General features: G+C 49.2%; 19 protein-coding genes. 8 read left to right on the top strand and 11 right to left on the bottom strand.

Annotation, left to right across the window (positions count from 1 at the left end; translation table 11 throughout):
• Window positions 1-10: 10 nt before the first annotated feature.
• Both BUB59_RS03145 and BUB59_RS03140 read left to right on the top strand, forming a co-directional pair.
• Window positions 11-1,462 (top strand): SpoIID/LytB domain-containing protein, encoded by a 1,452-nt coding sequence (locus tag BUB59_RS03145; RefSeq protein WP_143160206.1) that lies wholly within the window; start codon window positions 11-13, stop codon window positions 1,460-1,462.
• Between the two features lies 1 nt (window position 1,463).
• Window positions 1,464-2,783 carry a tRNA (N(6)-L-threonylcarbamoyladenosine(37)-C(2))-methylthiotransferase gene (locus BUB59_RS03140; RefSeq protein ID WP_073225547.1) on the top strand — a complete coding sequence of 440 codons (1,320 nt, stop codon included), beginning with the start codon at window positions 1,464-1,466 and terminating at the stop codon, window positions 2,781-2,783.
• 85 nt (window positions 2,784-2,868) lie between these two features.
• Here the strand turns inward: BUB59_RS03140 and BUB59_RS03135 are convergent, their stop codons facing one another.
• Window positions 2,869-5,640 carry a fibro-slime domain-containing protein gene (locus tag BUB59_RS03135; RefSeq protein ID WP_073225545.1) on the bottom strand — a complete coding sequence of 924 codons (2,772 nt, stop codon included), beginning with the start codon at window positions 5,638-5,640 and terminating at the stop codon, window positions 2,869-2,871.
• A gap of 389 nt (window positions 5,641-6,029) precedes the next feature.
• Here BUB59_RS03135 and BUB59_RS15130 point away from each other — a divergent pair, with 389 nt between their 5' ends.
• A complete protein-coding gene (locus tag BUB59_RS15130; protein WP_143160205.1) occupies window positions 6,030-6,428 on the top strand; it encodes a hypothetical protein in 399 nt (132 codons plus the stop codon).
• A gap of 58 nt (window positions 6,429-6,486) precedes the next feature.
• Here BUB59_RS15130 and BUB59_RS03125 read toward each other — a convergent pair whose 3' ends face one another.
• Complete coding sequence (locus BUB59_RS03125; protein ID WP_073225542.1) at window positions 6,487-7,383, bottom strand: DUF3078 domain-containing protein; 897 nt, start codon at window positions 7,381-7,383, stop codon at window positions 6,487-6,489.
• Between the two features lie 85 nt (window positions 7,384-7,468).
• Between BUB59_RS03125 and BUB59_RS03120 the strand changes: the two genes are divergently transcribed.
• Entirely contained in the window at window positions 7,469-7,978 is a 510-nt protein-coding gene (locus BUB59_RS03120) for a hypothetical protein (RefSeq protein ID WP_073225539.1), read from the top strand.
• A 95-nt stretch (window positions 7,979-8,073) separates the two neighbouring features.
• Here the strand turns inward: BUB59_RS03120 and BUB59_RS03115 are convergent, their stop codons facing one another.
• Together BUB59_RS03115 and BUB59_RS03110 are read right to left on the bottom strand one after the other, a co-directional pair.
• On the bottom strand, window positions 8,074-9,345 hold the full coding sequence (locus tag BUB59_RS03115) for an argininosuccinate synthase (protein WP_073225537.1): 1,272 nt from the start codon (window positions 9,343-9,345) through the stop codon (window positions 8,074-8,076).
• Window positions 9,346-9,397: 52 nt separating this feature from the next.
• A complete protein-coding gene (locus BUB59_RS03110) occupies window positions 9,398-10,558 on the bottom strand; it encodes a toprim domain-containing protein (RefSeq protein WP_234979912.1) in 1,161 nt (386 codons plus the stop codon).
• A gap of 52 nt (window positions 10,559-10,610) precedes the next feature.
• Between BUB59_RS03110 and murB the strand changes: the two genes are divergently transcribed.
• Window positions 10,611-11,537 carry a UDP-N-acetylmuramate dehydrogenase gene (murB, locus tag BUB59_RS03105; RefSeq protein WP_073225535.1) on the top strand — a complete coding sequence of 309 codons (927 nt, stop codon included), beginning with the start codon at window positions 10,611-10,613 and terminating at the stop codon, window positions 11,535-11,537.
• Here murB and BUB59_RS03100 read toward each other — a convergent pair.
• A complete protein-coding gene (locus tag BUB59_RS03100) occupies window positions 11,534-11,992 on the bottom strand; it encodes a VanZ family protein (RefSeq protein WP_073225533.1) in 459 nt (152 codons plus the stop codon). The genes murB and BUB59_RS03100 overlap by 4 nt on opposite strands.
• 44 nt (window positions 11,993-12,036) lie before the next feature.
• Here BUB59_RS03100 and BUB59_RS03095 point away from each other — a divergent pair, with 44 nt between their 5' ends.
• A complete protein-coding gene (locus tag BUB59_RS03095) occupies window positions 12,037-13,230 on the top strand; it encodes a class I SAM-dependent rRNA methyltransferase (RefSeq protein WP_073225531.1) in 1,194 nt (397 codons plus the stop codon).
• Between the two features lie 3 nt (window positions 13,231-13,233).
• Here the strand turns inward: BUB59_RS03095 and BUB59_RS15315 are convergent, their stop codons facing one another.
• The 6 genes from BUB59_RS15315 to BUB59_RS03070 form a co-directional block, all read right to left on the bottom strand.
• A complete protein-coding gene (locus BUB59_RS15315) occupies window positions 13,234-13,389 on the bottom strand; it encodes a hypothetical protein (protein WP_159433317.1) in 156 nt (51 codons plus the stop codon).
• Window positions 13,390-13,483: 94 nt separating this feature from the next.
• Window positions 13,484-13,837: an HU family DNA-binding protein gene (locus tag BUB59_RS03090; RefSeq protein WP_073225529.1), complete on the bottom strand. Its 354-nt coding sequence runs from the start codon at window positions 13,835-13,837 to the stop codon at window positions 13,484-13,486.
• A gap of 111 nt (window positions 13,838-13,948) precedes the next feature.
• Window positions 13,949-15,082 (bottom strand): AI-2E family transporter, encoded by a 1,134-nt coding sequence (locus tag BUB59_RS03085; RefSeq protein ID WP_234979911.1) that lies wholly within the window; start codon window positions 15,080-15,082, stop codon window positions 13,949-13,951.
• A gap of 11 nt (window positions 15,083-15,093) precedes the next feature.
• Entirely contained in the window at window positions 15,094-15,753 is a 660-nt protein-coding gene (locus BUB59_RS03080; RefSeq protein WP_073225527.1) for a hypothetical protein, read from the bottom strand.
• Window positions 15,743-16,477, bottom strand: a complete 735-nt coding sequence (locus tag BUB59_RS03075) for a hypothetical protein (protein WP_073225525.1) — start codon at window positions 16,475-16,477, stop codon at window positions 15,743-15,745. Before BUB59_RS03075 ends, BUB59_RS03080 begins: the two co-directional genes overlap by 11 nt.
• Entirely contained in the window at window positions 16,477-16,989 is a 513-nt protein-coding gene (locus BUB59_RS03070) for a hypothetical protein (protein ID WP_073225523.1), read from the bottom strand. The genes BUB59_RS03075 and BUB59_RS03070 overlap by 1 nt, the downstream gene beginning before the upstream one ends.
• A gap of 208 nt (window positions 16,990-17,197) precedes the next feature.
• On the opposite strand from BUB59_RS03070, the gene BUB59_RS03065 reads away from it, so the two are divergent.
• Entirely contained in the window at window positions 17,198-18,022 is an 825-nt protein-coding gene (locus tag BUB59_RS03065) for a tetratricopeptide repeat protein (RefSeq protein ID WP_073225521.1), read from the top strand.
• Window positions 18,023-18,045: 23 nt separating this feature from the next.
• Entirely contained in the window at window positions 18,046-19,773 is a 1,728-nt protein-coding gene (locus BUB59_RS03060; RefSeq protein WP_073225519.1) for an FISUMP domain-containing protein, read from the top strand.

Here is a 19,773-nt window from a genome sequence, read left to right as displayed (position 1 = left end):
GGGGACGCCGTTGAATCGTCGATGGACATTCCTCTGTACTCTTCTTTTGAGCCTGTGGCCCACCCTTACGGGAGCCCAGGCTTTTTCTGCATCTGACGATGACTTCGAGCTGCCGGAATTTGAACCCAATCCCCAGAACTTCAAGCCCATCGAAGCAACTAGCACTACAGAACCAGCTCCCGAGCCACCCAAGGCAACCGTAGCCAAGGAGCCCGCCCCCGAAACGTTTAAGCCCGTTGCTACACCTGTAGCCCCGGCACCCAGCCCCGCAGAAATCCAGGCGCCAGTAACGGAAAAGAAGGCGGAGATTGTCGTCGAGAACGAATCCGCCAAGGTTCAGGCAGAGGCCATCCCGGAAAATCTGGATCGTCCCCTCCGAGTAGGCGTCTTTGTAGGCGTCAAGGAACTGTACCTCAACTACGCTGGTGAAACCATCAAGATCACTCCCGCAGGCAAGAACATCAAGCTTTCCAGCGGCAGCCACTCCATGGAAATGGACACTCGGGAATTCAGCAACGAAGACGGAACCTGTCTAGCAGTTGCTCCCGACACTAAAAGTCTAAAGCAGGCATGTTACCCCGGAGTCATGGCATTTAGGGCAAACAACGGCAAGCTGGACGCCATCAACATCGTAGACGTAGAAGATTACCTGCGAGGAGTCGTCCCCTACGAAATAGGCCGTCTAGACACCTCCCGCATTGAAGCCCTGAAGGCACAGGCAGTGGCCGCACGTACTTACGCCTACAAGCACTTTAACAGCCGCGAAGCCATGGGCTTTGACGTCTACGCCGACACCAAGGACCAAGTCTACAAAGGTCTAGAAAGTGCCACAGTCCTTACAGATCAGGCGGTAAAGGCAACCGCAGGTGTCGTCATGATGTACAACAACGATTTCATCATCGCCTATTATCACTCCACTTGCGGCGGCGTCACGGAAACGCTGGCCACCTGGAACCGCCCCGACCTCCCCTACCTGAAAAGTACATCGGACTTGATGAAAAACGGGACTCCCTACTGCAAGGAATCCAGCTATACCAAGTGGGAACGAAACTTTACAGATAAAGAAATTCTGGAAATGGTCAAGTCCAACGCCAACGAAGCCAAGGCAAAGTTCAGCGGTTTCAAGCCCAGTGACATCAAGAAAATCAAGAACATTTCCATCAAGGATAAATTGAAAAGCGGCCGCATTCTCACCCTCATCGTCAAGACGGACAAGGGCGAAATGGAAGTGCTGACCGATCGCACCCGCTGGCTCTTCAAGAAGGGAGGTTCCATCCTCCCCTCATCCTTCTTTACCATCAAGCGGGAAGGCAGTTCCTGGAAGCTTACCGGCACAGGCTTTGGCCACGGTGTAGGCATGTGCCAGATGGGCGTTCGAGCCCGCGCCAAGGACGGTCAGTCCTACGAAGAAATCCTGACCCACTACTACCAGGGAATCACCCTGGAAAAGTTCCAGCGTTAACATGGAAAATCTCAAGCCAGAACTTCGGATCATTAGCCAAGGTTGCGCCGCCAACTTTGGCGAAGGCGAAAAAATCGCCCGCGTCTTCCAAGACGAATACGACGTCAAGTTCGGCCAACCCCTCACTAGCGAATCCAAGCCCGCGGCCTATGTCCTAAACGTATGCACCGTCAAGGGTAACGCAGGAGCCATCAAGCTATTGCGCCAGGCCATTGACAACGCCCCCGACGCCAAGATTTTCATTACCGGATGCGCTCCCAAGGACTTTCGCGAAGAAGCGCTCCGCATCACCTCGAGAATCGTCTTTACGGACATCAAGGAACTGACCCGTGAAATTGTTCCGCAAGAGATGAAAAAAAACATAGCGAAGGATTCCGCCGTTCTCCGCGAGTCCCCTCTGGTGGGTATCGTCAACATCGAGAGCGGATGTCTGGACGCCTGTAGCTATTGCTCCACCCGTCTTGTAAAGGGACGCCTCCAGAGCTATCCCGCCAAGGAAATCGTACAGCAGGTTGCCAAGCTGGTGGCCGACGGTTGCCATGAAATCCAGCTCACCGGTCAGGACTGCGGGTGCTATGGATTTGACCTTGAGGAGACCTCGGATCAGCAGGCAAATCCCGCAGGCCCCCGCAATCTGGCGGAATTAGTCCAGAAAATTCTAGCGGAAGTCCCCGGAGATTACCGCATGCGCCTGGGGATGGGCAATCCCCGCCATATCCTGCGTTACAAGGACGCCCTCATGGATTGCTTCAGCGATCCCAGGGTGTACAAGTTCATCCACCTGCCGGTCCAGAGCGGAAGCGAACATACCCTTCAGGACATGAACCGCAAGCACTCCGCCCGAGATTACGCCGACCTGGCCAATGAATTCAACAAGCGCTTCCCGCTGTTCACTCTCAGTACAGACCTCATTGTAGGCTTCCCTGGGGAAACAGATCAGGACTTTGCAGATACCATGAGCATCCTTCGGGAAACTCGCCCAACCGTCTGCAATATCACCCGTTTCGTCAGCAGGCCAGGCACTCCCGCAGCCCGCATGACCAATCCCGTCCCCGACGAGATTAAGCACAAGCGTTCCGCAGAGCTCGCAGCCGCATTCCAGGAAATCGCCCAGCAGAATAACGCCCGCTGGATCGGTCAAACCGAATCCGTCACCGTAGAGAAGTCAGGCTACCGCAAAGGCACCCTCATCGCCCGTAACGACGCTTACCGCCCCGTAGCCATCCAGGTAACCGACGAAGCCCAATACGCCCCAGGCATCCGCCTAAACGTCCGTATTACCGCCGCAGAACCCTTCGCCCTCATCGCCGAAGTCATCTAGCAATAAAGCCCCGCCCTCTACATCTCATATCATATAAAAAAGACCTTCCTTTCGGAAGGTCTTTTTCAAACTCTATCTCGTAGAATTACTTGTTGAGGCGACGATAGCCACGTACGTAGGTTTCTGCAGTACGAGAGTAGTCAATGGGCAGCCACTGGGGAGAGCCGTTAGAAACCACGCAAGAGGCGTACTTTTCTTCAACGACAGTCACCTGATAGATGTAGGGGCCAGTTGCCAGCATGCGGCCATTCTGAGACACCGGATACATCTTGGCAGACAGGAGCAAGTAACCCGTATCGCCGTACACATCATTAGCAACACCATTATTGTAGCATTGCTTATTCGTCTTGCCCAAAGCATTACGCAACATTTCTTCGGTAATAGTCATCTGATACTGGCTCACGAAGTGACCCATGTTATCAAACACACGAACACTGATGCGGCTAGGACCAGAAATCACCTTACTGAAGTTGGTGCAGCTTTCAACGCCATTCTGAGAGAAACAGAGGCCATTGGATTCACCAGGATTACCCGGATTACCACCCACCACAGAAGTACGGTTAGTTGCTGTAGTTACAGCAGGATCAGAAGAACCATACTGCTTGTATTCTTCGTCACTCATCTTGGTCGGGTCACCCTTACCTACAGTAGTGGGCAGCGGAGTCAAGATCAAATCAGCTGTAAATTCGTTGGACAGTTCTCCGGAACCAGCCATATCCTGGAGTTTCTGCTGAGATTCAGCAAAGTCCGGACGGGTAATGGTAGTATCCACAGGAGCAAGAGTCTTATTACCAGACGGAATGAATTGCACAATTGCCCAGTCATCACCAGTAGGTGTATCCGGGAAACCAACCACAGCCTTACCAGAAGTGGACTTGACTTCAAAGCTCATCTTAGATGCCCACTGAAGAAGTTCTGCCCATGTTTCTGCACCCACGGCGGAAACGTAAGCACCCTTCAGTTCATCGTCATTTGCAATTTCAGAGTACTTTTCCAGCGGGAAGTTAAAGGCAATCAAGTCAGAACCCAGAATTCCGGTTTCCACAACATTACCAGCAGCATCCTTCAAGGTGCCGTTCATCTGATAGAGCTGACCCTTGGCGCCCTTATTTTCCGGACCAGAAATAGATTCAATGTAGAAGCCATAAGTCTTGGTTACGGTATTACCGCTAGCATCCTTTTCCGTACGCATCACGATAATAGCAGGCTGGGTGGCGCCTTTCATGGCAATATTCTGATATGTTTCCATATCCAGTTCAGTATTCAGCAACATGCTGACAGCCTGGTAGGTAGTGCCATCTTCTCTAGTTTCGTTCTTCACAGACACGTTGTTTGCAGCGGGCTGACCATAACGGGACGGAGCCAGTTCGGACAAGGAGCTGCGGATACGGAGATTGGAACCATCGGTCTGGCGGTCAGCATAGAAGAAGTGAATGTGATGCCAGGATTCGTCCTTCCAGACACCTGCAGCGTCAATCTTAGTTGCACAAGAATCTGCCAAGGGATCACCAAAGTGGCAGCCGTGACTATTTGCAGCCAGGTAGTCCATGTTTGCAGTACCAGCAGCAGCAAGGTGAGTACCACCCAGATCCACAACCAGGACGCCATCCACATAAATCCACATGTCATCATCACCGGTGAACTTAAAGACTTCGCCAGCACCCTTCTTGTACTTAAAGGCAGCATAGCCCATCATGGTAAAGCCATAGTTACGGAGATGGCGCTGTCCCAAGGTCGGATCAGACAAGGTGGCAGCCTGTGCAGCGTCACCATTCTTAGGACCACCGGCAGCAATCCAAGCATTACAAAGCTTAGCGGTATTATCGCCCATGAAGTCAGTCTGGGTAGAAGCCCACTGGTACTGATAGGGAGGGCAGAAAATGGACAGGGACTGAGCACCGAACTGGTTCGGGTACTGCGGCTTGGAACCCATCCAGGTAAACTTACCATCGTCAGAAATAGAATCCAGAGGGAAGTAACCACCGTTATTCCAGTTCTTATCAATTTCAAAGTACTTGGAATCAGTGGGGTCCTGATCCAAAATCAAAGTCGTATTGGTACGCTTATGAGCGATACCTTCGATCTTTGTTCCAGCAACAGAGTCTGCATACCACTGTTCAAAAAGTCCATTATCGCAAGCATCGCGATTCTTAAGAATGGTCGGAGAATACATGTCCAGATTTCCTTCTGCATCCTTCGGGAAATACAAAGCCTCCTTCACCATGCCCGGAGTGATATACACAATCTGGGACCATCCATGAGTCTTACAAGTCTTGGTGCACTGCTTGCTCTTATCGGCCATATTCTTAGCCCAAGAGTCGGAATCATCGGAACAAAGATCCGCCACCAAGCCACGCATCACCTTCAGGCCAAGGGGATTCAGCTTGGTGTCCGGCTGGCAGTTGGAAAATTCACCGTACCAGGCATAGCCCTGGGGAGTGTTTGCCGGGAGGGCAAGAGCAGCGACATAGTCCGGAACCGTGGACTTTGAGCCAGTCTCAGAAGCCAAGTCCTTAGGATAACCGAGAGTACCAATTGCAATACCAAGAGACGGAGACTGAGTATTACCACAACCGTAAACATCAGGTTGGCTGCGACGCTTCATCCACTCGGTATCAGTCGTATAGGACGAATGCCAAGTTGTCAAATCACCAATATCTCTGTTTTTGGAGCCGTTAGCTATACTATTGTAAGCTTCTTCCTGGAAGTTTTCAAAGTCCGGATGAGTTACCGGAAAGTCACGAACAATAATATCCAGTTCACGCTGATTTTCTGCAACGATTGCCTGAGAGGGGACCACCCCTGCCAGACTGAGCAACACTGCAGAAAGTACAATTCGCTTAGCTGTCTTCTTCATAATTCCAATCTCCACCTGTACACAGGTTCAAATATCCGAACCTAAATATACTCCATTTTGGGCTAAACATGAAAATCTAAATTGGAAAAATCTATGTAAAAAAGGGTTTTACAACATTTGCGTGACAAAAAACATGGATTTTCGCCCCTATTTTTCTAAAATGTGGCATTATGTCCGCATCAACTCTATTCACCATCGCTATTGTTTTGGTTCTCCTGAGGGTTTTCTGGTTGAGAATTAAGGCCGCAGGAACCCAAAATCAACATTTTAAGAACCTTCCCCCCAAGGATCAGCTGGCTGTTTTGAAGGAATGTCTTCTAAACAACCCTACTGAGCGCAATTTTCAAAACCTAAAAAGGTTCATTTTCGAAAGAAACCTCGACTTAGATATGGAACCGTACCGTTCCTACATGAAAATCCAGCTGGAATTATCCAAACGAAAGGACGCCCTAGTCGAAGACGACGAACTTTATGCCCAGGAATCCCGATTCATGGACCAGATGGAGCCCCTGGAATTTGAGGAAGCCCGAGAGGCCCTACAAGCCGGAGACAAGGAAACCTTCATCACCCGCAGTCTAGAAGGAATATCCCGCCTCTATTCGGACGAAGCCATCGAGAAAGCTCTGGAAGAGCTCTCCCCCACCTACCCCAAAGCGGAAAAACTCCTGGACGGATACCGTAAGCTCATTCAAATACGAGACGAAAGCGCCGCGGACGATAAATCACTGGAAGCGCTCCGCAAAACCAGGGATCAGTGGGAAGACGATCTCCTAAATATTCAGAAATAAAAAATAACCTGCGGGACTACCTGCAGGTTATTTACGTTATACGTAAAGACGCGTTAACTTAGAACATCTTCCAAGTCAGGCCGAACAGCACCATGGTCTTGTACTGAGTATCGGTATCCTGATCCAGATCGTATGCCATGTCGTAACCGACCTGGAGTTCGACCAGCGGAGCGATGCTTACGGTCAGCAGGTTTTCCCAGCGGCCATCGATTTCTTCAACACCTTCGAAGTTCACGAAAGCCCACAGACGGCTCTTGAAGCTTACGATGTCGGAGAAAGCGTACTTGAATTCGGTAACGGATTCCAGACCCGGTTCATCCTTGACGGTCTTAAGATGCTTGCGATCACCACGAGCAATCTTTTCTGCGCCATGATCGTCAGCATAGCCATAACCATCAGAAATGGTCATACGGTTTGCAAAACCGATACGCTGACTGAACATATCATTAGGAATGTAAGCAAGACCTGCAACCTGTGTTTCGTATGCAGGGTCCATGAAGCTGGAAATAGCAGTCTTCACTTCGTTGCCGTCTTCGTCTTCGCTGTACTTATAACCAGCAATCATCTGAGTTTCAAAACGGTTACCGACATAGGGCTTAAGAACTTCAGTCATGTTGAAGTCCAGCATGGATTCCCAGAAGATACGGTCGGAAGACTTACGCTTGCCGAGACCCTTGGTCCAAGTCTGACCCAGGTCGAAGTCAATGAGGTTACGCCAGTTGGCAACCTTCCACTGGTTCTGCAAATCTGCATCAAAGGTAACCAACCAAGTATAGTTGGAGGTACCATCCTGCTGCCAGTTGCTGAAGTTATAGTAGTTATACTTTACAGCGGCGACTACGTCTGCCTTCATGTTTTCAGGAAGAGCACCTTCGAACATGCCACCTTCGGCCATAGCGGGAGCTGCAAAAGCGCATGCAGCAACACAAGACATCAAGAATGATTTCAACTTCATTTTTGTTCCTTTTGTAGCGGCCCGACATTCAGGCCCGTGATTTGGGTTTAAAGATAGGATAAATATTTGATTATATTTGTGTGCGATGAATTTTATCCGTTCAAAAAGCATCCTTTTGCTCGCCCTAGTGATTAGTTTCACAGTCTCCAGCCATGCGGGAGATTGGCGTTTCGGATTTGGAGCAGGAATTAGGAATACAACCCCCGTCGTGCTGGTCGGGAGTGTCGGCTACAAGGATTTAACCGTCAAGATTCAAGGTCTTGGATACCAAAGTGGCCCTAACGATTTCTGGTGCGGCATTCGAGGAAGCCTACTGTGGACGTTCTTTGGAAATCTACCCTTCAACTTTGATGTCGGTGTAGGTGGCGGCTACGACTTTGCCAAAGCCCCCAACAAAATTCACCAGGCTTTTAACGACGCCAACAATGGACATTACCTCTACGGATACAACTACAAGGAAAACCTGGACGTATCTCTAGAACTGTGGACCCATGTCTACGGGTTTTACACACAAATTAGCGTCCCCGCCTATCAATTCCTGGACCATGATGCCCCCAACATCCTTTGGGGAACAGGATATATGATAGAATTCTAAATCTATCGAACAAAAACAGAAAAAGGCCGCGGCATAACCGCGACCTTTTTTAGCTTCTAGGAAAGGGTCCAGGGGAAACCCTGGGGTTTCCCTTGCTACTTATTAGGGAGCTTGACTTCCTTGCCGAACTTCACGTTGGTCTTCTTGCCGAGCAAGAGAGCGCGAGTCTTGAGGGGCAGGCCGAAGCAACGGATGAAGCCAGTTGCATCCTTCTGGTCGTACATTTCGACGTCAGAGAAGCCACCGAGGTCCATGTCGTACAGGGAGTTCGGGCTCTTGATGCCAGCCGGAATGATGTTACCCTTATAGAGCTTGAGGGTGACTTCACCGGTAACGACGCTGTTAACTTCGTCGAAAAATGCGTCCATAGCCTGACGGAGCGGAGTGAACCACTGACCATTGTAGACCAGGTTTGCATAGGTCATAGACATCTTCTGAGCTTCGAACAAGGTTTCCTTGTCGAGAACCAGCTGTTCCAGGCATTCGTGAGCCTTGTACAGGAGGGTGCCACCCGGAGTTTCGTACACGCCGCGGCTCTTGAGGCCAACGAGACGGTTTTCAACGATGTCCAGGAGACCGCAAGCGTTTTCACCACCGATCTTGTTGAGAGCTTCCAGGAGTTCAACTGCGCCCATCTTCTTGCCGTTGATGGAAACCGGAGTACCCTTTTCGAAACCGATGGTCACGTGAGCGGGCTTGTTGGGAGCCTTTTCGTAGGTAGCGGTATGCTTGAGCATATCGTACTTGTGTTCCTTATCCGGTTCTTCCAGGATGCCACCTTCGTGAGAGAGGTGCCACAGGTTGCCGTCTTCGGAGTAGATCTTCTTCTTGCTGATGCCGTTCAGAGGAATCTTGCGGGCTGCAGCGTAGTCAATAGCGTCTTCGCGGCTGTGGATGTTCCACTTGGGGTCCTTCCACGGAGCGATGATTTCGAGCTTCGGGTTGAGAGCGGCATAGGTCAGTTCGAAACGGACCTGGTCGTTACCCTTACCAGTTGCGCCATGGGAAACAGCGTATGCGCCTTCCTTTTCAGCGATCTTAACCTGGTACTTAGCGATAAGAGGACGAGCGAAAGAGGTACCCAGGAGGTAGGTGCTTTCGTACTTGGCACCAGCGCGGACGGTGGGCCATACGTAGTCTTCGAGGAATTCCTTCTTGAGGTCCAGGACGTAGCACTTGGAAGCGCCAGTAGCGAGAGCCTTCTGTTCCAGAGCCTTAGCATCCGGGAAATCGTTCTGACCCAGGTCAGCGGCGAAAGCGATCACTTCGCAATCGTAGTTTTCCTTGAGCCAAGGAATAATGATGGAGGTATCGAGGCCACCGCTATAAGCGAGAACGACCTTCTTCTTGGATTCTTTCTTTGCCATTGTTATTGTCCTTTTTTAGACAGTTGAATTTTAGACGCTGAAAATATAGCAACTATTTGCGGCCACCAAACCATTCATTCACATCCTGTCCCTCTTTCATGGCGGTAGGAAGGTTTTCCATACCCTCCCCCAGGATTACAGTGCGAATGCCATTCTGGTTGAACAGGTTTCCAATATATTCCATACCACTGCGCCCCGCCTCATCATGATCCAGGCACAGCACAACGTTCTTGTTCTTAAAGAGAGGCAACCAACTCACCTTGAAGGAACGAACTCCAGGAATACCTACGGCATTAATCTTCTGACCAATCATCGTCAAGGTATCTACTACACCTTCACATAAGTAAATCCAGCCAGGTTTCTGGTCCAGCGCAGACATATTGTAGGGGTAAGGAACAGTCCCCTTCAGGCACAGTTCCTTAGGTTTGGTATCCTTATCCAGAGCCCTTGCCTGGAAATAGAAGGAACGGCGGCCCGTATCCAGGTAAGGAAAAATCAAAGGGTGCTTGTAATAACGGAGATTGCCCTTTTCATTAAAGAGGCCTACATGCTGCAAAACTTCCACACCGAACTCATCCCGAAGGCTCTTGTTCAATGCACTATAGTCCGTAATCGTTCGCAGAAGCATCTTGTCCCAGATAGGCTTATAAATGCGACGACGCATGAGCCACGCAGCCGCGGGAGTGTTATCCACCGGACTAAGACGTTTCAAGAATGAAAGAATCAATTTCTTTCTTTCGTCCTCGGAAATCAGTTCTTTTTCCTCGGTTTCCGGCATCACATCTTCAGAAGGAGCAATTACCACAGGGGCAACGAGTTTTGTATTAATAGGTCCTCTGGAAACTGCAGGTGTTTTCTGAGACACCACAGGACGTTTCGCATTGGCGGGGACAAGAACCGGATATTGTTCCATAAGCCAGTCCAGCGCCTCTGTGAAAGAACAATCCTTCAAGAGCTGAACAAGGGAGATTACATCACCACGAACATCGTCGCAGACCCAGCAGCGGAAACTGCCGTACTCTTCAGATATGGAAACAGAAGGCGTGCGATCCCCATGGGTATGGCGCTGCGGGAAAAAGCAACGGCACTTGCCGTGACTCACTTCCACGCCCAGGGACTGGGCCACCGCCGTAATGGAAATTGCGGACTTAAACTGTTTCAATTCTTCGTTAGTCATCTTGCGTACCACAAGTATAACAAAAAGCTTTTTCATTTTTCATCTTTCACATTTCATTTTTCATTCCTTTTATTGTTACATTTTGGCTATGAAAATTCTCGAAAACGAACCTATGTGCAACCACACCTCCTTCAAGGTAGGCGGCCCCGCTAGATATTTCATCAAGGTTGATTCCTCAGAAGAAATTCTGGAAGCACTCAAAATGCTTGCCGACCAGCACCTTCCTCATTATGTGGTAGGCAACGGCACCAACCTTCTGGTTGCCGACACTGGGTTCGAGGGCGGCATCATCACCTTGGGCAAGCCCTTTTCCGAAGTAGAAGAACTAGGAAACGGAAAGTTCAAGGTGGGCGCAGGGATTTCTCTAGGAGCATTCGCCCGCAAGTCCATCAAGATGGGCTTCGCAGGAATCCACAAGCTGGCAGGCATCCCGGGAACTCTGGGCGGAGCCATCTATATGAATGCGGGTGCATACGGTCAGGAAATCTGTCAGACCTGTGTGGAAGTTGAAAGTATAGACCGCAATGGGAACCATCACGTACGTCCTGCCGCAGAATGTGACTTCGGTTATAGAACCAGCCTGTACCAAGGTCTAGCGAAAAAAATTGAAACCGCAGAAATTATTTTATCTGCAACATTCCAATTGGAGCCTGCAGAAGTATCAGGCAAGGACAGCTACACGCTGGAAACGGAAATGCAGGAATGCATGGCTAAGCGTAAGGCTAGCCAACCGCTGAATATGCCCAACGCAGGTTCCACCTTCAAGCGACTTCCCGTCGGTTCCGCAGAAATGCCCCAGCAGATTGCCCCTGGTTATTACATCGAACAAAGCGGGCTCAAGGGATTCCGCATAGGTGGCGCCGAAGTCAGTACCGTCCACGCCAACTTTATCGTCAATGCAGGTGGCGCCACCGCAAACGACATCAAGACGCTCAGCGAGTACGTACAAAAAACTGTAGCTGAAAAATTCAACATTCAGCTACAGCGGGAAATCATCTTGCTAGGAAATTTCTAATTCTCTTTTTCAAGATCTTCTGCGTCGGATTCGTCCGGCGCATTTTCTTTTGCGGGCAGCGGATCAAAGCGATTGAGGATTTTGCAAACAATGGCATAAACAATTCCGCCAATAGCACCGCCAGTAAAATCTGCGATCAAGTCCATAGGATCGCAGCTACGACCATCCACAAAGCTCTGGTGAAATTCATCGGTACAGCCATAAACCAAAGCCAGCACCGCCACGATCAAGACTCTCAGCCATTGGCGGGAGGACCACTTGGCGCGATTCCACCACAGAGCAAAACAGCCCGCCAGAGTCGCATATTCACAAGTATGAGCCAGCTTATCCCAAACATGAGGAAAGTCCTGAAGGTCCGCCTGCGTCATGGAAGATAGCTTAAAAATGATTGCCATGCAGAGGACTGCAGGAATCTTACGGAAAAACGGATACTTGTCAAATAGGCTTTCGAACATCTTAGGACTAAAAATAGAAAAAAGCAATTTCTATATTTCATCCCATGAAAGCAATTATCCTGAAAGCAACCCGTGAAAAGTCCGCACTGCGTTTCCATCCCTGGATTTTCAGTGGCGCCATTGATGAAGTTACCGGCGACCCCCAGTTGGGCGACGTAGTAGAAGTTTACAGCTATCATAGCGATTTTCTTGGTTTGGCAGCCTACTCTCCCAAATCCCAGATTCGTGGACGTTTCTGGACCTTTGGCGAAAAGGCAAACATCGATCGAGATTTCTTTAGCGACATTCTGGACCGAGCCATTGCCGCCCGCAAGAGCCGCGGTTTTGACATCGCCGACAAGGAAAGCGCCTTCCGCTTGATCAATGCGGAAAATGACGGCATTCCCGGATGCATTATCGATAAGTATGCAGACATCTACTCTGTGGAAATTCTTGCTGCAGGTGCAGAAGTCAACCGTAAGATTATTTACGAACTACTGGCAGAAAAAACTGGCTGCCGCGGCATCTATGAACGCTGCGATTCCGACGTCCGCAAGAAGGAAGGTCTCCCCATCCGTACAGGTTGTGTCTATGGCGAAGTTCCCGATGAACCGGTCATCATTAACGAGAACGGCATTCTCTTCCCCATCGACGTAAAGAACGGCCATAAGACAGGTTACTATCTGGACCAGCGAGACGCTCGCCGTCGCGTAGGTGAATTGGCAAAGGGAAAGAAAGTCTTGAATTGCTTCTGCTATACAGGTGGCTTTGGTCTGTACGCTCTTCGCGGTGGTTGCGAGAAGGTTTACCAGGTGGACGTTTCCAAGGACGCCCTGAAGCTTGCCAAGGAAGGCATCATGCGCAACAAACTTTCCACAGCACATGCAACCCACGTGGAAGCAGACGTATTCCAGTATCTGCGTAAGTGCCGCGACAAGGCAGAAACCTTTGACTTTATCGTATTGGATCCGCCTAAGTTTGTAGACTCCAAGGACAACCTTCAGAAAGGTTGCCGCGGTTACAAGGACATCAACTTGTTGGCTATGAAACTTCTGGCAGAAGGCGGAATGCTGGCAACCTTTAGTTGCTCCGGCCTGATGGAAATGGATTTGTTCCAGAAGATTATCGCCGATGCTGCAGCAGACGCCCATAAGCGAGTGCAGATCATCGAACGCTTTGGACAGCCCGCAGACCATCCAGTGAATACCGCATTCCCTGAAGGTCAGTACCTTAAGGGATTGCTGGTCCAGGTAATCTAAGGACTATTCAGCCGGTACAGGATCCGGTTCTGCATTGACACAAGCCGGAGACTGCGGATCTTCAGAGCATTCATCCTTTGCATCTGTGGAGTTGTTACCGCAGCCGATGATGGACAGAACAGAGACTAGAAGGGTTAAACCGATAAACTTGCGAATCATTATTGACTCTCCTTTTTCTCTAAGGATAACAAAACAAAGAACGCCCGTCAACGACGGGCGTTCTTTTTAAGCTTTTGAATAGCTAGAAGAAAAATTACTTTTTCTTAGCAGCCTTCTTAGCGGGCTTTGCAGCAGCCTTCGGAGCAGCCTTGGGAGCAGCCTTCTTAGCAGCAACGGAACCCTTGAGAGCAGCGCCAGCCTTGAAGCCAACGGTCTTGGAAGCCTTGATCTTGATCTTTTCGCCGGTCAGAGGATTGCGGCCTTCACGAGCAGCGCGTTCCTTAACAGCGAAAGTACCGAAACCGATGAGCTGAACGTTGCCGTCCTTCTTAACACCAGCAGCGATTGCATCGAGCACAGCGTCGAGAGCGCGGCCAGCAGCAGCCTTGGATTCAATGCCAGCTTCCTTGTTGGCGAGGATTGCGTCGATGAGTTCTTGCTTGTTCATTATTAACTCCTTGAGTTTTTGAGTAGGTTAGAATTTCAATGGCAATATTATACCTTTTTTTTCAGAAAGAAGTTGAATCTTTCACAAAAATTTTCAAAAAACCTAATAAAATCAAGCCTTAGAGCCGTCCTCCACCGCTGGAACGGCGCTACTATCGGCTTTCTGCTGGATTTTCTTGATGTAAACTAGGCAAATGCAGGTAAAGGGAATGGCAACGATAAGGCCCAGGAATCCCAAGAGTTTTCCCCAGATAGAGAGGGAAAGGAGGATTCCAACAGGAGGCAAATCCATGGAGGAGCCCACTATTTTCGGCACAAGGAAGAAGTCCTGAATCACTTGTACGATAAGGTAAACCAGCAAGACGATGATGGCGACTTCCCAGAAAGGCATGCCCGATTCCAATGCATAAACAACAGCAAGAAGGAGCGCTACGGGGATAGATGCCAGCTGGAAATAGGGAATCATATTCATGGCACCAGATACCAAGCCGAAAGCCACGCCCATCGGTAACCCTATGATAGCAAAGCCGATAGCGTAAAGAACACCTACGCTCAAAGCCACCAGGGACTGGGCGCGGAAATAATTACCCATGAACTTGTCTACTTCGGAACCGAATTCAGAAATACGACCTTTGAAGCGCTTGGGAAACAAATCTCGAACACCCTTGCGGAGTTTGGGCAAGTCCAGCATAATAAACACCAGATACATGAAAATCAGGGATGCACCAGAAATCCACACAAAGATTTGACCACCCTTGGAAATTACACCCCAGGCACCCGGCAGGACTTTTCCCGCCAGTGATTGTGCTGACTGCCAAATATCCAGTTCCTTAAGTGTGGTAGAAATATTCTTCCAGGAAACGTCATTCTTCAAGGAATTCCAGAGTTCATCCGGAACGAATTCCGATAGACGGTTAGCCCAGTTGGAGTCGCTAAAAATTCGAGAGACAAGAACACCTAAATGTTGGATTTCCCCAACGATTTTTGGGACAATGAACCAGAGTAAGCCGCCTACGACGCTCAGCGTGCAAAGCAAAACGATGATTACAGCAATAATACGATGCTTGACCTTAACCTGCAACTTTGCAACCAGCGGGTCTAAAATGTACGCAAGCAAAAACGCAGCGAAGAAAGGAAAAAGAACTCCCTTAAGATAATTCACCAGCCACAGCAAAGCCACAGCACCAAGAACAACGCCCAATAGGCGCATAATCTTATCAATGGTCCAAATTCTATTCACTTGCATATTTTCCTTTCTTATTCCCGAGATGCATTTCCACGCCAAAGCCTAATGGATTTCAGTTCTATTTCATCCGGAATGCCTCGCATCACCTTTTCTCCATTTACTACAGCAAGAATGACGCCTCGATCAAAGTAAGACAGGTAATCATCCTTATCCAAGCCTTGCTCCACAAGCCACCATTCCGGAGTTTTAAGATCCGTCAAGGCAAATTTGGTTACCGTATTTGCAGGAATAATCTTTGTTTTTGGACGATAGCTCAACAGTGCCCCCGCCCGGCTATAAACAGGATCGTTATTCAAAATACGAAATTCCACCGACTGCATACGTCCCGTTCTTACATTCACTTCCACAGAGTCAAACTCATCAAAGTCAAAGAAGTTTGCTGCAGGACGATGATTTACGGACAATAGGTTCACGCCAATTCCCGCGTAGGAATACGCCTTGCCAGAACGGATATTCACATCAGCCGTAACGGAGCCATCTTTCGCCACATGAATCGTGCTAGTAGAATATCCACCCGCAATAGAGTCATTCATGGCGTATACTTCATAGGTATCCGTAGGGAAAATCGTCATTTCACGAAAGCCAAACTTTTTCTGCAAGGCAAAAAAAGCTAGAAGCACAACCAGCAAAAGGACGCAAGTTGCAATGACAATTACAACCTTACGCTTCATTATCATTGCCTTTTTTCTTGGGATGGCGAAGTCCAATGGCGGCAATGACCACCAGGAGAATCAAGCCCAAGGTAATACCGAAATAAAGATTGCTTACGCCCGACACAGACAGCTGATGGACCTTGAGAGAATACTTCTGCCCGCGGGGCTGATTCCAACCGGAGGTAATTTCCAGACGAGCGGAAGATTCCAGCGAGCGGCGGTTACGGGCAGACTTCTGGCCGTATTCATCAAACCAGAAATCAGGCGTGTAGAAATCATCCATAGGGATAGCGATGGTTTCGCGGCCACCCTTCAGGGGCACTTCCTTCAGGAGAAGTCTAAAGGTATTAGGCTTATCCAGCTGAGTCACATCCGGATCAAAGGTCCAGATTTTCAGGAGAATTTCCTTGGTTCCACTCGATTCAATATCCAGAAGAACCGTGTCCACAAAATTCCACTTCTTGAATTTCTTGTTGGCCACATCACCCAGCTGGAAAAGAACGCCACACCAGCCGCCCTTGCCACTTTCCGGTCCCAAGGTACAGCTAAACTCTAGCGTAGAATCCCCTGCAGCATATTCAATCTGGGAGGTTCCACCATCATACTGGTCATCGTAAGCCTCTACAGAAATTCCGTCACTCACCGGAAAAGCCGAGTCAAAGAAGCGCTGATCCGGGAGGTAGTTATACACTCCCAGAATGATTGCCACCACAATCCCTAATATGGTGTAAGTCTTAGTCATTATTCTTCTATCTCGATGAACTTCTTCAGGTGAATGTTGTACTGTACCAGGTCCAGCGGATCCTCGTCCGGCATCTTTTCGCCCATAATCTTATTGACAAGAGCATCAAACCACTTGATGAAGAAGAAGTGGTGTTTGCCTTCCTTGCCCGGATTCTGGAACGGATTGTCCAGAGTACGCTGGAGCAGTTCCATAAAGAGGGAGGGTTTCATATGGAAAGTCTTGCAGCAGGTGGTCACCTTGCCGTCAAAGCCATAATCGGGAAGTTTTCCGTCTACCAGAGGTTCCCCGTGATCGATACAGCAAGGATTTTCACAAACCGGATCCTGCACATTCATACGCTTCAAGGCCGCAAGCCACAGTTCGCGGGACTTATCCGTCAGGTCACCACGGAAAGCCATGGTCTGATCGCAGGGGAAAAACACAGAATGGCACTTAGGGCAAATACGCAACTGCAGGTGATGCAGGGTTACTTCAGTCACTTCGGCCTTACAAAAAGAACATGTACTCATAGGATTCAATATAGGAAACTTTTTTCAGAGTAGAGATTAGGGAACAGGGGATAGGGTATAGAGATTAGAAACTAGAAATTAGAGACTAGGGATTGCAGGAGATGAACATTACCTAGTGCAAAAAAGACGAAACATCCAGGGGCGTCTGCGCCTGCATTGTGCGGCCCTAGCCCCTAAACCCTAGACCCTATTTACTATATTACAGGCCATGGCAAAAGTTGTACAGATTACTTCCGAAAATTTTGAAACCGAAATCGCCCAGCCTTCCGAAACTAGGGCTGTAGCCGTTCTTTTCTCTTCCGCTGAATATCCCGATTGCGCAGGTTACGCCCAGCTCATGGGTCAGCTTTCCACCAGCATGGACTTCACCTTGGGCGTGGTCAGCTGTGATGACCGTGCCAACATGCAACTCATCCAGGCATTCCGCGTACGCTCCGTTCCCGAAGTTCATATCGTGGACAAGGGCCAGATTGCAGATGTAATCGCCGGTGTACTTCCCGAAGAAGAACTGAAGAAGCGTCTGGAAAAGTTCTACGTCTCCGACGAGAACCGCTTCATGACCGCCCTGGAAGAAGCAATCGCCCAGAAAAATTACGATGAAGCCCTTCCCATGCTGAACGAAGCCCTCCAGCAGAAGCCCGAAGACAAGCAGTTGATGCTCCTGTGGGCAAAGGCAAGTCTGGGAATCGGCGACTCCGAAAAGGCAAAGGAAATTCTCAAGAAGTTCAATGAAGCCGACGACCAGTACAAGGAAGCAAAATCCCTCCTGGAACTGTTGGACTTCCACGCCGAAGCAGCCAAGAAGGATGTTCAGGGCAAGGAAGCCATCGTCTATCACGAAGCCTGCGGGCTCGCCGCTGCAGAACAGTTCGAGGAAGCCCTCCAGGTATTCCTGAACCTGTACGTGGAAGCCCCGGAATGGAATGATGGAGCAGCCAAGAAGGCCATGCTCACCTTGTTCGGCGTTCTAGGCCCCAAGCACGAGCTGACTTGGAAGTACCGTGCCAAATTGAATACCATTATGTTCATCTAAACAACCTTGGGTAGGAGGATCTGATGACAAAGCACATTTGGGCTGCAGCTCTTGCTGCAACCGCACTTTATTTTTCCGCATGTAGCGAAGGCGACACCGTTTCCAGCTCTGAATTTCATGGAGCTGACTATCTCTTCAATTCCCAATCGGAAATGAAAGGTTTACCTTGCGATAAGGATCATGAGAATAGCACGGCCTATTACAAGCCCGATGACGTAATCCTATCCTGCGAATACAGTAGCAAGTATAAGGAATGGGTTTGGACGGCCAGCAGCAATAACGAAGAATCCTCCAGCAGCAAGGAAGACGATTCCTCTAGCAGTAACGGCAGCAGCAGTTCTGCGCAATCCTCCTCCAGCAGCAAGATGGTTGAATCCTCCAGCAGTGTCAAAAGCGATTCTTCCGAAAGACTTCCTAAGGACACCACTTCCGCGGAACGCCCTGAAAGATACGAGCTGCCAGAGTTGGACTCCGCAAGCATAAAGATTGCGGAACCCTGCGTAATAGATAGCGTGGACAACTGTGAGTATGGAACCTTCACCGACGCTCGAGACGGACACATCTACAAGACTATTAACATCGGCACACAAACCTGGATGGCAGAAAATCTGACATTCCAATACCATAGTTCTTCTGCGATTGGAGGCCGCCCTAACACGCAAATACACACCGGGTTTAACGGTTGCTTACACACAACCTTTAACAATGATGACTGTCCCGCAGATAGCGTAGTCTATACGTGGTCAGCCGCTATGGATTCCGCAGGACTCTTTAGTGAAGACGCCATAGGATGCGGAGATAGTACCTTATGTTACAACGCACCAGAAGTTCAAGGAGTTTGCCCTGAGGGTTGGCATCTTCCCAACATCAATGAATGGAAAGAACTCGCCTTTGCAACCAATTTAAGTAGTACAGATAGTTTGAATGCACGAGGATTCAACCTCACCAGCACCAGTAGCTTCAACGATTTTTGGAGTTCAACCGAAGAATGGATTAATCATGTTTATTTAGCAATTTTTTATGCCGATATGGGATTCTATTCGTCTACCACGAGACCCAAAGACGATAATAGGCCTGTCAGATGCGTTAAAAACACATCCAACCAAGCAAGAGTCAAAACAAGCTACTTCATAGATAAAAGAAATGGTGAATTTTACAAGACAGCCAAAATCGGAAACCAAACATGGATGGCCCAGGATTTACAATACCCATACAGAGACGCCGTTCGTAGTTACGATGATTACCCCGCTATCGCCTGCAATGCAGAAGAATACCATGGCAAAGGTTATCAGCTTAATTACAAATACAGCTGGGCCGCAGTCGTAGATTCCCTGGGCAACTTTGACGGAATCGGCAAAGGGTGTGGATCCTTTGTGGATTGCGACATCAAGGAAACCATCGTAGGAGTATGCCCTGAAGGCTGGCACATTCCAGACTCAACAGAATGGGCAGAGCTTATCAACTATGTAAAAAAGGACAACCCTACCGTAGGAACGGCCAACAGTTTGGCATCCATATACTTCAGCAATCGAGCAACCAACAAATACGGTTTTACTGTCACAGCAACAGGATACGCAAGCTACGAAATAGGATCATCCCTTCACGTAACCAAGGACGCCTATTTCTGGACAGCCACCCAGCATAGCGAATATTCTGCAGTCGCTGTTGTATTCAAGCAAAATTTTGATGACGCCCGATTCGATTCAATGAACAAAAAATATATGTACAGCATTCGCTGCGTGGAAGACTAA

It is taken from the genome of Fibrobacter sp. UWEL (genome assembly GCF_900142535.1).
Lineage (GTDB): Bacteria > Fibrobacterota > Fibrobacteria > Fibrobacterales > Fibrobacteraceae > Fibrobacter.
Note: the sequence above shows the minus strand (reverse complement) of the source record. Positions and strands in the feature narration are given on the sequence as shown.